12 protein-coding genes are annotated in these 14,293 nt (G+C 53.9%); 5 read left to right on the top strand and 7 right to left on the bottom strand.

Annotated features, from left to right (window positions below; all coding sequences use genetic code 11):
* Positions 1 to 228: 228 nt before the first annotated feature.
* The 6 genes from HF984_RS04470 to HF984_RS04450 all read right to left on the bottom strand — a co-directional run bounded on the left by HF984_RS04470 (position 229) and on the right by HF984_RS04450 (position 6,132).
* Positions 229 to 1,287: a polyprenyl synthetase family protein gene (locus HF984_RS04470; protein WP_168614487.1), complete on the bottom strand. Its 1,059-nt coding sequence runs from the start codon at positions 1,285 to 1,287 to the stop codon at positions 229 to 231.
* A gap of 48 nt (positions 1,288 to 1,335) precedes the next feature.
* Entirely contained in the window at positions 1,336 to 2,034 is a 699-nt protein-coding gene (locus tag HF984_RS04465; protein WP_168614486.1) for a demethylmenaquinone methyltransferase, read from the bottom strand.
* Positions 2,035 to 2,148: 114 nt separating this feature from the next.
* Positions 2,149 to 2,529: a cupin domain-containing protein gene (locus HF984_RS04460; RefSeq protein WP_168614485.1), complete on the bottom strand. Its 381-nt coding sequence runs from the start codon at positions 2,527 to 2,529 to the stop codon at positions 2,149 to 2,151.
* A 101-nt stretch (positions 2,530 to 2,630) separates the two neighbouring features.
* A complete protein-coding gene (gene menD / locus HF984_RS04455; RefSeq protein ID WP_168614484.1) occupies positions 2,631 to 4,337 on the bottom strand; it encodes a 2-succinyl-5-enolpyruvyl-6-hydroxy-3-cyclohexene-1-carboxylic-acid synthase in 1,707 nt (568 codons plus the stop codon).
* Positions 4,338 to 4,667: 330 nt separating this feature from the next.
* Entirely contained in the window at positions 4,668 to 4,799 is a 132-nt protein-coding gene (locus HF984_RS11700; protein WP_265578803.1) for a hypothetical protein, read from the bottom strand.
* A 319-nt stretch (positions 4,800 to 5,118) separates the two neighbouring features.
* Positions 5,119 to 6,132 (bottom strand): o-succinylbenzoate synthase, encoded by a 1,014-nt coding sequence (locus HF984_RS04450; protein ID WP_168614483.1) that lies wholly within the window; start codon positions 6,130 to 6,132, stop codon positions 5,119 to 5,121.
* A gap of 143 nt (positions 6,133 to 6,275) precedes the next feature.
* On the opposite strand from HF984_RS04450, the gene HF984_RS04445 reads away from it, so the two are divergent.
* The gene (locus HF984_RS04445; protein WP_247596462.1) at positions 6,276 to 7,655 is read left to right on the top strand and encodes a phosphatase PAP2 family protein; all 1,380 of its coding nucleotides are present in this window, start codon (positions 6,276 to 6,278) and stop codon (positions 7,653 to 7,655) included.
* Positions 7,656 to 7,733: 78 nt separating this feature from the next.
* Here the strand turns inward: HF984_RS04445 and HF984_RS04440 are convergent, their stop codons facing one another.
* On the bottom strand, positions 7,734 to 8,645 hold the full coding sequence (locus HF984_RS04440) for an MBL fold metallo-hydrolase (RefSeq protein ID WP_168614482.1): 912 nt from the start codon (positions 8,643 to 8,645) through the stop codon (positions 7,734 to 7,736).
* 206 nt (positions 8,646 to 8,851) lie between these two features.
* Here HF984_RS04440 and gluQRS point away from each other — a divergent pair, with 206 nt between their 5' ends.
* The 4 genes from gluQRS (at position 8,852) to HF984_RS04420 (ending at position 13,540) form a co-directional block, all read left to right on the top strand.
* The gene (gene gluQRS / locus HF984_RS04435) at positions 8,852 to 9,808 is read left to right on the top strand and encodes a tRNA glutamyl-Q(34) synthetase GluQRS (RefSeq protein WP_168614481.1); all 957 of its coding nucleotides are present in this window, start codon (positions 8,852 to 8,854) and stop codon (positions 9,806 to 9,808) included.
* On the top strand, positions 9,801 to 10,733 hold the full coding sequence (locus HF984_RS04430; protein ID WP_168614480.1) for an EamA family transporter: 933 nt from the start codon (positions 9,801 to 9,803) through the stop codon (positions 10,731 to 10,733). Before gluQRS ends, HF984_RS04430 begins: the two co-directional genes overlap by 8 nt.
* A gap of 208 nt (positions 10,734 to 10,941) precedes the next feature.
* Entirely contained in the window at positions 10,942 to 12,438 is a 1,497-nt protein-coding gene (gene putP, locus HF984_RS04425) for a sodium/proline symporter PutP (RefSeq protein WP_168614479.1), read from the top strand.
* 148 nt (positions 12,439 to 12,586) lie between these two features.
* The gene (locus HF984_RS04420) at positions 12,587 to 13,540 is read left to right on the top strand and encodes a 1,4-dihydroxy-2-naphthoyl-CoA synthase (RefSeq protein WP_168614478.1); all 954 of its coding nucleotides are present in this window, start codon (positions 12,587 to 12,589) and stop codon (positions 13,538 to 13,540) included.
* Positions 13,541 to 14,293: the final 753 nt, after the last annotated feature.

Genomic DNA, 14,293 nt, shown 5'->3' with positions numbered 1-14,293 from the left:
CTGATCACTGGGTGCGGTGATGAAAGCAAAATACGATTTTTCTTGTGTTCAGAGCGCCGGGTCTGGCTCATAATCCACAAATTATCAATGTGATGATTCTACTGCGGGGTAAAGAACTGATTCACAGTAGTCTTACATTTTGAGAACCTACACTGCTGGCTAGGGCCTTTACTGGGCATACAAAAAGGCTGGACTCCCCTGTTCGGAAAGCCCAGCCTCAAAGATTCCTTAGATATCGCGCTTGACTACAGCGTGAGCAAAGGATTTCAACGCTTCTTTAGCGGTGGAATCCGGCAACGGCTCAATAGCAGCGATCGCTTCGTCAGCCCAGCTGTAGGCAATGTCCCATGCCTTTTGAGTCACGGGGTGAGCTGACAGGGCAGCTACCGCATCTGCAAGCGCGGCGTCACTGCTCAAATCACCACTAATCATGGTCTGAATACGCTGAGCCTCTTCATCTCCTGCCTCGGCTTCCTGTGCCAGCAAAATGGTGGGCAGGGTGGGAACGCCCTCGCGCAGGTCAGTGCCGGGAGTCTTACCGGCAGCGGTACCGCCGGTCAGGTCGATAACATCGTCTGCAAGCTGGAAGGCTACACCCACCAATTCGCCGTAGCGAACCAGCATCTGCACAGCGGATTCAGGTGCCTCCGCCAGCACAGTGCCGTACTCGCCGGCAGCGGAAATCAGCGAACCGGTTTTTCCTTCAATCACCTTGATGTAGTGGTTGTAAAGATCATCACCGTTTTGCGGTCCAGTCGTTTCAAACAGCTGGCCAAGAACCAGACGTTCGAAGGTGCAAGCCTGAATAGCCAGCGCACGAGCGCCCAACTCAGAAACGATCAAAGAGGCACGAGCAAAGATGAGGTCACCGGTAAGAATCGCAACAGAGTTACCCCAAATAGTCTGCGCGGTATCAACACCGCGGCGCTTGGGCGCATCGTCCATGACATCATCGTGATACAAAGTCGCAAGGTGGGTGAGCTCAACAACGACGGCGGCATCAAGCACCTTATCGTTGATTTCGCCGCCCGCTGCAGCCGCCAAGAGAGTCAGCAGGGGGCGCACACGCTTACCACCGGCGTCGAGCAAGTGACGCGACGCTACATCTGCCAAGTGATTCGTGTTCTCGACAGCACGCGAGAGTCGCTGCTCAATTTCAGCCAGCGACTCGACGATTTTCGGGCCCAACTCCGGATCTTCAGCGATGAGGTCAAACCCCTTAGGCAGGTTGAATTCAAACTCACCAGCTAAATCAGCCGACGCTTTATGTACGGGGGTATCAGTCACAGTAGTGTTGCTTCTCTTTTATTCGAATCAGGAAGGTGTTTTATCAGTTTACTTGGAAGGCTTGAAACCGCGGTGGATTGCAACGATGCCGCCCGTCAGGTTGCGGTACTTCACATCTGCCCAGCCTGCATCTGCAAAGTGCTGCGCGAGTTCGGCCTGCCCCGGCCAATCGAGGATTGATTCGCCCAAGTAAACGTACGACTCGGGGTTGGATGACAACACCTTGGCGACCGGAGGAATAGCAGGCAAAACACAGTTCTTGTAGATAGCTGCAAAGGGTGCGAACGTAGGTGTTGAAAATTCAAGCACAACGATGCGTCCACCGGGTTTGGTGACGCGGTACATCTCTCGCAGGGCACGAGGAAAATCAGCGACGTTGCGCAGACCGTAGGACATGGTGACAGCGTCGAACTCTTCATCCTCAAAGGGCAGGTCGGTGACATCCGCCTGGACGAAGGTCATGTCGGGGCGACGCTTGCGACCAACTGCCAGCATTCCTTCTGACAAGTCAGCGGCAACAACATCAACACCGGCATCGGCAAATGGCTCTGAGGAGGTGCCGGTGCCCGCAGCGATATCTAGAACTCGCTGGCCGGGGCGTGCGTCGACCGCGGCAACAGTCTGCTTACGCCAGTAAATGTGCTGGCCCAGGGATGCGATGCCGTTCATGAGGTCGTAGCGCGGTGCTACCTCGTCGAACATTGAGGCAATGTCTGTTGTTTTCTTATTAAGGTCTGCTCGATTCACCTTGCTATTGTTTCACGTTCTGACGCTTTGTGGGTACGTCGCGGTCAGCACAGCACATTTTTTAGTGTGTTTTACGCACTTTCTCACTCGTTATTTTCTGTGAGTGAAAAGAAACTAGATGCTGCGGATGCCTTCAACGTTGGTCTTTGCGGGATCGTAAGTTTCACCGGTGAGCATGGTGACCATAACGGTGGAAGGTTCCATCGCACGCACTTCGTGAAGCAGATGACTGGTGAGGTGAATAGGAGTGCCTGGCACGAGGTCAATAATCTCGTCCTTGACGGTGAACTCTACGCGTCCTTTGAGAACCTGAACAATCACGGGGTGAACGCTGTGATGCTCGCGCCACACCTGCCCCTGCGCAAATTCAAGGATGACGAGGTTAGCGCCGGTTGCATCAACAATCTTTTGCGCGTGAGGCTTGTTATCAAACGGTTCAAAGGCCTCGGTAAGCTGAGGAAAAACTAGAGCCGTACCTTCATGAGTTCCTGCCATGATGAGTCCTTTCGCAAACGCAAAGTGATCGTTCCACTCCCCACGTTACGCCTCGAATATGGCACTGTGCAGGGGCTATGCGAAAAATCTCAGATGCGCACCTAGACGTTCACAATTTTTACGCTAATTCCTGAGGATGCGTAGGCATGCGCTAGAGCCTCAAGATCCACATCTACCGGGGTGGTGAAATACCGTTGCACCGCGTTCTTATATACGGGCTTTTTGCCTAATTTTCCGTGCTCTAGCGTGCCAAAAATACCGCCACCGTGATCGTTCAACACGATGATTTCTACATCCGGCTTTGTTTCAAGCGGTCCAATGTTCAGCGAGGACGCGTCGTGCAAGAAGGTGAGGTCACCAACGATGAGGCGGACTTTCTGCGGTGTGGACGCGCCACGTTCTTTGCCGCTCTCCCCTGCTAGGGAGATGCCGATGGCTGTGGCGATGGTGCCATCAATACCCGCCAGCCCTCTATTGGCGTAGACGCGCGGTGAGGTAGCGCGCGACACCACACCCAAATCGAGATCACGAATAATATTCGAAGACCCAACGACCAGTGAAGCGCCGTCTTCACGGCAGGCGTTCCAGGCATCTTGCACCAGTGCAAGCGCAGCGGCGCGTCCTGAATTTTCGCCGGATTCACGGTATCGATCAATGTTCTGCTGATGCTCGATGCGGCGGCTCTCGCCTGCCTGAACCCACGCATTCAGCCAGCTCTGCTCAGAACCCACGGCTGAGACACCGTGACCGCTACCGGCGAACCGTGCCAAGTCAGCTATGTATTTATAGGGTTTTTCGGAACGGCGCCCAGGAGCGTACCAGGCAACGGGTGCAGGCTCATAGATAGCTTTTTCAACATCTGCGTTATCGAGCAAAGCCGAGATAGGACGCGACAGGGTGGGGTGGCCAAAAACTACAGCGCGTTCTATCTGCTGCCCTAAGCTTTCAGAAAGCACCTCTCGATATGCGCAAATGGCGTTGGCAGAAAACAAGGCGTTCGATGATGGCTCAGCGAATAACGGCAACCCGAGTTTTTGAGCAAATTCCGTAGCTATTGCGCCCGCGCCATCGCCGGCAACGACGACGGTTCGATAGCCCTCGGCGGGCAGATGATCTGAACCAAGCCACGGTTCTACGGTGGGATCAGCAGCAATAACGGATGCCGGACGCTCTACTTCTTTAAGGCTCTGCGCCCACTGCGGAAGAATCTGTTCGGCAGCGTCATTCGGAGTCAGCGGTGTATCAAAGGCACAGTTAACCTGAACAGGGCCTGCCGGCGTGCCCGATGCGTTGCCCCACACATGCGCGTCGCGTCCGGTTAATGCCGCAAGACACTCGTTGAAACCTACGGTCTGTTCACCCGTGCTTTCTTCAGGGTAAGCAGTTAAATCAACGGTCGCGCGCACGTGTGAGCCGAAAAAATTGACCTGATTCGTGGTCTGGTTAGCACCGGTTCCCCGAAGACGCGGCGGACGGTCCGCACTCAAAACCACCAGAGGCAGTCCTTGATGATCAGCTTCCATGACAGCGGGCATAAGGTTGCCTACCGCCGTACCACTGGTCACGATGATTCCAACCGGCTCATTCAATGATTTCGCCAACCCAAGAGCGGTGAAACCTGCGGTTCGCTCATCGGTGCGCACATAGGTTTGCACAACCCCGGCCTCTTCAAGTGCGGCCACAGCGTACACTAAGGGGGCGGAACGAGACCCCGGTGATACCACCACATGGCGCATACCGATGCGAACTAGAGAATCTAGAACTGAAACAGCGGTAAAGATCGAAGCAGGTACGGGTAATTCACTCATCACCGCTCTATTCTACTCGCCCGTTAACATCTGAGCCGGTGCGCAACAAAGGCAGATTAACGTGAAAAACCGCACCACAATAGTTTCCACCGCATCTGTTATTCCGTGGTCAGGTAATCCTCCCAGACATACTCCGCTACGAGCATGCTTAAAACAAAAGCCCTCGCGTCTGGGGTAAGACGCGAGGGCTTATCAATATGCTTTCAGCTCAACCTATCTCTAGGGGAAGACAGCTAAGGAGCTTTGGCATATGGCTACCTCATTTGTAGCCAAGTGTGGCAAGGAGTAATCCACACTAAGTTTTGGGGGACGGTCGCAACCAGTTGAAGCTTAGTTGGTGCGGTAGTCGTAGTAGAGATCCCAGCGCTCATCTTCGGTGAGCTCAGGAGTCAAGAAAACCTGACGCAGGTTCTTCGCTACAGAGTGAGCCTTCTTTGATGCGGGGGCCATCAACAAAAACATAGGTTTTCCTTAAGTTCGGGGGTTACAACTTATTCTCTACAAACTTCATTACCGTTGGGTAATTTACGGTATCCGTTTGCGGTAGCACCAGCCTAACATACTTGTGGGCGGTTTGGGGACAATTTTTTAAAAATATTTTCCACCGATTCTATTTTTTCTTTATATACAAGGGTACTTTCAGGAATTTGAGCAGCACCAACTTCCAGATTTTGTCCCCTACTTACCAGTAACTAACCAAGTGAGGGGCTTTGTTTACCCAACGTTATTTTTTAAACAAACTAAATTTCATCGCTATAAATTTATTTAACCAATCGTTAAATTAGTTATTTATTACTAGGTGCGCATAATTATGCTCAATTCGCTCACGCCACCAGCGCACACGCGCGTCCGAAGCACTAAATCGCGTGAGCAACTCTTGCGAAGGCTCCACGGTTCGCACCGGCAACATTCCATCTCGTGCAACGAGCGAGTTTTCAGTGACATCGCCGTCCAACAAAGAGACAGTACCTAAGCCGCATCCAAAAGGAAGCTCAGGTAGCGACGCCGCAAGCGCAGCACCTGCACTTATACCTATAGACGTTTCAAGCGCAGAAGAAATCACGCACGGAAGACCAGATTTTTCCACAATTCTAAGTGCACTTCGTATTCCTCCTAGTGGGGCGGCTTTGATGATCAACACATCTGCTGCTTTAGCCTGCGCAACCTTCAACGGATCCTCCGCCTTGCGCACCGACTCGTCCGCAGCAATCAACAAAGAATTGCCCTTTTCACGCAATTCAGCGCGAACCTGCGCCAGACCTTCAATAGTTGCCACCGGCTGCTCAGCATAAAGAAGGTCATACTCCGAAAGGTGCGTCAGCGATTCCACGGCCTGCGGTAGATCCCAGCCCATGTTCGCATCCACCTTAATACCGGCATCGGGCAAAAGCTCCCGAACCTTTGCCACGCGCGCGCAATCATCGCTCAGCGTTTGTCCTTTCTCAGCAACCTTCACCTTTACCTCGCGGATTGAGCCTTCATAACGGGAAAGGACCCGCTCAACCTCATGAGCCCCAACAGCAGGAACAGTGGCGTTCAAAGGAATCTCATGACGCTTAGGCTCAGGGAAGCCCTGCCACGCCGCCTCTAGTGCGCCCTTCAGCCATGCGGACGCTTCAGCTGGCTGATATTCAAGAAATGGAGCGAACTCACCCCACCCAGCGGGGCCTTTAATAAGAGCGCTCTCACGGTACGTGACTCCGCGGAACTTCACTTTCATAGGGATGCTCACCACACGCAGAGTGGACAAAATATCGTCAAGAGGGGGTACAACTAATTCATTAGCACTCGTCATAGCTCTACGTTACCGCGTAAGTGCTGACACCGAATACAGTAGATTCCCAGCAAAGCTAAAGGTTTCTCGGGCATAGTTAACTACTGGTCGCATCTTGCTGCGACACTCACTTTTACGTCATCAAGCGAAAGCGGATACCGTCTATGAGTTACCGAAATAATCACCGGGGCAACACCCCTCACGACACTTCGCGCACCCTCTCATTCGACGCTTTCTCTGACGACGAGAAAACTGAGGTTCTCAACCTCGATAATGACTCTCACCCTGTCGCAGGCCCCGACACCGAACCAACCCGCGTCATTACCGCGGCTTCTTCGCATAAATCTCACCACGAAATACCGGCAAGCGCACGTAGCTCTCAGTTCAACGATGATCCCACCGAAGTTTTTCCGGTGCGAGCAGCACACACCGCGCCTGCAACCCAGCAGATGCCCGTTAGCAAAAATGCTACACAACCGCTACAGAAAATAACGCGCCCTACCTTAAAAGGTTCCAAGGTCGCGTCCTTTCTTCTGCCCGCTCAGCCTACTAAAAATTCTCATCAGCAGGTAGAGCTACCTCGCGATTATCAGACGCAGGTTGCCCCGCAGACTTTCAATCAGTCCAATCCCCAAGCTCCAAATGCTATGCGCTCAGGGCTACCCTCGCATATTCGGCAGACTCGCCCCAGCACCTGGGGAATCATTCAGCACCTCTTAGCCTGGCTGCTCATTGTGGGGCTATTGTGCGCAAGCCTCTGGTTCTTTGTGCTCACCCCCAGTGGCCAGCAACTTGATGAAGTAGCTTTCCGCGAATACGCCTACCAGTTCCTCACTATTCAGCCGCAGACCGCCACAGGTCTCGATCAAATACCCGCGGCAGCAGGCATCTTTGCTGTCACCGGCCTTCTCTTTGTGTTGATCTGGAAGCACCGCTTTGTCCCGGCTATCGTCGGCATCGGTGTAGCGTTGGCGTCCAACGCAACAACGCAGGTCATCAAAAATGTCATACTCACCAAGCCCAACTACGGCATTCAAGAAGCTACGATGAACTCAGCGCCTTCAGGGCATACCACGTTCGCGGCAAGCGCTGTTGCCATGCTGTTCCTCGCATCGCCTAAGCGCCTGCGTCCGGCGGTCGGTTTTATCGGCATGCTCTTTACACTTGCCGCTGGCTACTCAACGATTATCAACGAATGGCACCGCCCCGTGGACGTCATCTCGGGCATTCTCGTCACCGCCAGCTGGACCATCGTGGGGCTCGCCCTCTTGCGTTTCTTGCGATCCGAAGAGCTTGATATGAGCAACACACAACGCTCTGGCCTAGTGATGATTCCGCTGCTACTGATTGGTGGGTTCTTCCTCAGCTTCTGCGCGGTTGCTATGTATCTGCTGGTCTACACCGACACCATGGCGGGTTCAGCGGTTATTGGCGCAACCTGCATGATTGCGGCCGTCGCTTTCTTCAGCACCGCTATCTTGATTGCTCTGCTCAGACCGCAAAATAAGAAGCGTAAGGTCTACACCAAGGTCTGGACTTACTGACCTCATACAAGCGCATACACTCAGGGCGGCTGGAACTCATCAAAAGTCCCAGCCGCCCTGAGTGTATCTACGAAAAAGCTACTGACCTTCGCCCAAGGTAATAGGCCCGGTAAGTCCGGTTTCGTTATCGCCAAAGCGAACCTCCGACAGGCTCACGCCGGCTTCTTCTTTTTGATCCAGCCAGGTGAGTCGATCAAGTAGGATGCGGGTTGCACCGGGGCTGTACGGTAGCTTGTACATAGCCGCGGTGGTGCTAGCGTTCTGATCCAGTTTTGAAGCGCGAATGCTGTGAATAGCGTCCTTCATGGTCTGCCCCATGCGCTCGATAAATGGGCTCTCCACGGGCATGCCGTGGCCGGGAACGAACACGCGGTAACGGTCTAGCGCTGCAAGCTGTTCAAGGGTGCTGACCCACTGATCGGGGTAAGAATCGTCAAATGCAGGGTCAGAACCCTGTTCAAGAATGTCGCCGGTGAACAGTACATCGTCAACGCCCACCAGAACATCGTTATCGGTGTGCGCTAAGCCGAGGTAAAAGAGGGTGACTGCGCGGTCGCCAAGTTCAACCCTGGTGAAGGATGCGCGGCTGCCGTCGCCCGGAAGCAAACGGTTAGGAATAACCAGGTGGGTATTGGCACCCTGCTGGTGAGTCATTTCAGGTTCAAGAACCTCAACATAGGTGCGCTGACGGTCACCGTATTTTTCGATGGCGTGCGCCGCGCGCGGATGCGCCCAGAAGTCATCTGCACCGTCGGATTCAAAGACGGCGTTACCCATGAAGCGGTCAAAGTGCGTGTGAGTGTTGACAACGCTGAGAGGGAGCTCGGTGATTCTACGAACTGCGCGTAAAATCTCGGCGCCTTGCCTAGGGCCAGCGCCGGTATCAATCACCATAGCTTCTTCCGATCCAAGAATAAGACCGGAGTTTAGACGGTAGTTATCTGTTGCAATGAGATAAACGCCGTCAGCTATTTCTGTAGTACGTGCCATAGCACCACGGTACTTCACTCTTGAGGAATCGATGCGGTTTGCACCTAGAATCGCCGTGTTTTGCGTTCTCTATCACATTTAAGACGCAAAGATGACCTCATTGTTAAGTAATAAGCGGCGAAAGAATCTCCTAGTGAAGCCTATTTTTTACGGTATTTTAGCCGCTTTTCAAAGGTTTAGCGTCCCACCCTTTAATATTGAAGCCTATGGATTCTCAAACATTGTCTTCACCTTCTGCTGGCCGTTACGCTCCTTCACCTTCCGGCGATTTACACCTGGGCAACCTGCGCACCGCCTTGTTCGCGTGGCTTTTTGCGCGATCTGAGGGGCACGATTTTGTGATGCGTGTTGAGGATCTTGACCGCGTTCAAGAAGGAGCGGCACAACGCCAGCTTGATGATCTGGCGTCCTTAGGTACGGATTGGGACGGCGAGGTGCTTGTGCAGTCCACCCGCATCCCGCAGCATATGGACGCGGTCCAAAAACTACGTGATGCAGGTATGGTTTACGAGTGCTTCTGCACCCGCAAGGAGATTCAGCAGGCGGCGAGCGCGCCGCATGCAGCTCCCGGCGCTTACCCGGGCACTTGCCGTCACCTCACGGATGCGGAGAGGCAGGAACGTCGTCAGGTGCGTCCGCCTGCCCTCCGTCTTGCCGCTGATACCGCTGAATTTACGGTGTACGACCGTTTTGCCGGTGACTACACGGGCGCTGTCGATGACTTTGTATTGGTGCGCAATGATGGAAAGCCCGCCTACAATCTTGCCGTGGTTGTCGATGACGGTTTTCAGAACGTTCAGCAGGTAGTGCGCGGTGATGACCTTTTATTCTCTGCGCCGCGTCAGGCTTATCTTGCAACTCTATTGGGTATCGATATTCCCGAGTACGTGCATGTTCCGCTGGCGTTGAATACTGAGGGAAAGCGTCTGGCAAAGCGTGACGGCGCGGTGACGCTTGCTCAGTTGCGTGCTGGAGGTGTGAGCACTGCTCAGGTGATGCGCATGATTGCCGCTTCGATGCCGCTTGCGCCCTGGCGCGGTGAGGGCGGCCCGCATCTGCCCGAGACCGCCCAGCAAATGCTGGAGGTCTTTAACCCCGACACCATTTCGCGGGAGCCGTGGACGGTGATTCCCACCGACTTAGAAAGTATCTGCTGTGGCTAGCGGTTCTGTGATCGCAAAAGTCCCGCATCATCACCGGGGAACAGCCGCTTTCTTCTTGGTGATGGCAGGAAGCCTGGGTATTCAGATTTCAACGGCAGTCGCTGCTTCTTTGTTTGAAGATTTTTCACCGGTGACTGTCTCTGGGTTTCGCATGCTCATCGCCGGTATTTTCTTGGCTGTCCTGGTGCGTCCTCGCGTCATGCGACTGACAAGAAATGATTGGCCTCAGGTGCTGATCTATGCGGTAGTGGCATCGCTGATGAACGTCTTTTTCTATCTGGCGGTAGATCGCATACCGCTGGGCATCGCGGTGACTATTGAGTACCTCGGCGCTTTCGTCGTGTCTTTGCTCGGAGTGAGGAAGCTGAAGGACTCGCTGTTTGCAATTGTGGCGCTCACCGGCGTCATATTGATTGCCGGGCCTACGTTCTCAAGTTCCAACTGGCTAGGTTACGTTTTTGCCGCACTGGGTGCCACCTGCATGGGCTCGTACACTCTGCTCTCTGCTCGCATGGGCGGTGGATCCGATGCAACGGCGGGGCTCAAAGGCATCAGCATTTCGGTGTGTATCTCTGCTCTTTTGCTCTTGCCTTTCTCAGCACCTCATCTAGGCCAGCTGGATGCTGAAGGTTGGCTTCGCGCCGCAGTGGCCGGTATCGTCGGCGTCGCCCTTGCTTTCTCCGCTGACTCGATGGCCGGACGCCTGACGTCCTCAGCCGTGATTGGCGTATTTTTCAGTCTTGACCCGGTCATTGGCGCCTTAGTGGGTACTCTGCTGATGGGGCAGGTACTCTCGTTCTGGGCTTACCTAGGCATCGGGCTGATTGCTCTCTCCGGCGCACTTTTAGCATGGAAAACCAACCGGTCAGCTATCGCGATTACCACGCACACCGGCGCCCTACCACAAGCGTCCAACCTCGCTTAGCGCTCGACGCTAACAAAGGCTTCTGCAAAGAATCTTGATTCAGAGAGGCTTCTTCCTGAGGGCTGAGATACCTTAGACAAGCACAGCAGCGGCAAATAAGAATCTCCGTTCAAACTTAAAGTGTCTAGCACCTTAATACGCAAACTGTGACGTATCATTATGAGCTAGCACACTACAACATTTTTATTCACTACTTCTAGGAGCACGCATGGCTTCTTCAACATGGCAGCTCATTGCACTTGCCATCTACTTCGCTGGCATGATTGCCATCGGTTTCTGGGCTAAAGGTAAAAACGAAAACCTCGATGACTACGTTCTCGGCGGCCGCAGCCTCTCCCCCGCAACCGCAGCGCTCTCTGCAGGCGCAGCAGACATGTCGGGTTGGCTCCTCATGGGCCTGCCCGGTGCGCTCTACATGACAGGTCTCGCCGAAGCATGGATGGCCATCGGCCTCACCATCGGCGCGTGGGTCAACTGGAAACTCGTTGCTCCCCGCCTGCGCATCTACACCGAAGTCACCAAAAACGCGGTAACGGTGCCCGTCTTCTTTCACAATCGCCTTCGTGACAACACCAAGCTTCTGCGCGTTCTCACCTCTTTGATTACGCTCATCTTCTTCACTTTCTACGCATCCTCAGGCATGGTTGCAGGCGGCAAATTCTTCCAGTCATCCTTCGGTTTGGATTTCCACTGGGGCATGCTACTGATCGCGGGCATCACCGTTCTCTACACCCTCTTCGGTGGCTTCCTCGGCGCGTCCTACACCGACATGGTGCAGGGTCTGCTCATGCTCGCGGCACTGTTGCTCCTGCCCATCATGGCGCTTTCCTACGTGGGTGGTCCTGCCGGTGCAGTTGAAACCATTCAGCAGGTGAATCCCACCGCGCTGTCATGGTTTGCAGGCACCTCGTTCCTGGGCATCATTTCAGCTGCCGCATGGGGCTTGGGCTACTTCGGTCAGCCGCACATCATCACCCGATTCATGGCTCTGCGCTCGGCAGCAGATGCACCTACAGGTCGTCGCATCGGCATCGGCTGGATGGTTCTAACTGTCATCGGTGCTTGCTCGGCCGGTCTTATTGGCATCGCATTCTTTGCTAAACATCCTGAAGCTACTCTGACCGACACCGACGCTGCTGAGTCAGTATTCCTGGACCTCTCCCAGATTCTTTTGCACCCCTTCATCTCAGGCTTTATTCTCTCCGCTGTTCTCGCGGCGGTGATGTCAACCCTGTCGTCACAGCTGGTGGTGTGTTCATCGGCTCTGGCAGAAGACCTCTTTGGTGTGGTCTCAAGCCGCAAGCTTTCTAACTCTGAAGGCCTGTGGTTGGGACGCGCAGGCGTCCTCGTGATCTCGCTGATTGCAGGTGTACTGGCGTGGAACCCCGATAGCTCCGTGCTCGAACTGGTCTCCTTCGCGTGGGCTGGCTTCGGCGCAGCGTTTGGCCCCCTAGTTCTGCTCTCCTTGTTCTGGAAGAAGCTCACTAACTGGGGCGCAATCGTTGGTCTGATTGCAGCAACTATTACTGTCTTCGTGTGGGGCACCAACGAGACTCTGCACTCCACCATGTACGAAATTGTTCCCGGCTTTATCGTGAACATCGTCCTGGCTGTAATTGTTTCGCTAGTTACCTACAAACACAACCCCGAAATTGAGGCTGAGTTCGAAGAAACTCAGGCTCAGATGCGCGCGCTCAAGCGCTAGATGCATCGGGTGGTAGGCGCCTCGAGCATCTAGCGCGGGTGTGCTCACCGCACGCACCTTTGCACCGAGATCCTGTTTTATCGTCGAGATCCTGTTTTAAATCAGGATCTCGACGATAAAACAGGATCTCGGCGTTTAAGATGGGGGTATGACTATTGAGCTTCCCGAAAAAGTTTCAGATATCTTTGACCCCAACTCGTGGCGAGTTGTTGAGGGTTTTGAGGATTTTCAGGACATCACCTACCACCGCCAGGTAGAGCGCGACGAAACCGGCAAGATTGTGCGCGATTTGCCGACCGTTCGCATCGCTTTTGACCGCCCGGAGGTGCGTAACGCTTTCCGCCCCGGCACCGTTGATGAGCTGTACCGCGCGCTTGATCACGCGCGTATGACGTCCAACGTGGGTACTGTTCTGCTCACCGGTAACGGCCCCTCTCCCAAGGACGGTGGCTGGGCGTTTTGTTCCGGTGGCGACCAGCGTATTCGAGGCCGCGACGGCTACCACTACGCGGACGGTGAGACTGCTGAGACCATCGATCCTGCGTGTGCGGGACGTCTGCACATTCTTGAGGTGCAGCGTCTGATTCGCACTATGCCGAAGGTGGTTGTGGCGCTTGTTTCTGGTTGGGCTGCCGGTGGCGGGCACTCACTGCACGTGGTGGCCGACTTAACCATCGCATCTGAGGAGTACGGCAAGTTTAAGCAGACCGACGCGACCGTTGGCTCTTTTGATGCGGGCTATGGTTCTGCGCTGCTGGCGCGTCAGGTGGGTCAGAAGTTCGCGCGCGAGATTTTCTTCTTGGCTAAGGAGTACGACGCTCAGCGTATGTACGAAATGGGTGCTGTGAACGACGTTGTGCCCCACGAAGAGCTGGAGAAGAAGGGTCTGGAGTACGCGGCTCATATTGCGCGTCAGTCACCGCAGGCTATCCGTATGCTCAAGTTCGCGTTCAACCTGCCGGACGACGGCATGGTCGGCCAGCAGGTCTTCGCGGGTGAGGCAACCCGCATGGCATACATGACCGACGAAGCAGTGGAAGGACGCGACGCCTTCCTGCAGAAACGCGACCCGAACTGGGAAGAATACCCGTACTACTTCTAGGGTCTGACTTTCACTTCAACCCGCGCGATTGGCGCAGTTTTGCTGTTTTGGCACATCTTTGCTCACCCAACCAGCAAAATTGCGCCATCCGTGTTTAACGGGTTGTACCCTCGTCCGTCTGACAAGTTTTGCGTAATTTAGGCGGTTTTGCGTAGAAAAAGTACGCAAAAGAACCAAAACTACACAAATTTGATAATCATGAGCAGGGTTAGGGCAACAGGTGCCTTCATGGCTGAGCCAACCTGTATGGCTTATATAACTAACGAAGCGACAGAGAATCGCGACGTCTTCTTGCATAAGTGCGACCCAAACTGGGAAAAGCATCTCTACTATTTCTAGAATTTTTACACTTTATTTACCGGCGTCTTATTTTTCTAACTATTTTTAATAGGACGTCGGGAATAAGTAGATAATGAGATCATGAGCTGCAAAATATTAATTTATATATAAATCGTCATCGTCAATTTCTAAATAGGGGCGAAAGGCCGGATGGATTCTATAATGTGCCTCATGGGATCCATTACTGAACAATCGCTTGGAAATACTTCTCTTTTTACGAGCTTCTTGCGCACCTTCCACATAAACGAATTTCCCTCCCTTGGTCTCAACACCTAAGAAAGAAGTTTGAGGCTTATTCAAAAGTCCTCCCAGCCGCATAAAACACCAACCCCCGAACCACCGCAAACACCCGCCCATACACGCTCAGCGGCCGCCGGAAACCTGTATGCAAAACCCGCCACGTCTTGACCTGCG

It is taken from the genome of Rothia terrae, assembly GCF_012396615.1.
GTDB classification, from domain to species: domain Bacteria; phylum Actinomycetota; class Actinomycetes; order Actinomycetales; family Micrococcaceae; genus Rothia; species Rothia terrae.
Note: the sequence above shows the minus strand (reverse complement) of the source record. Positions and strands in the feature narration are given on the sequence as shown.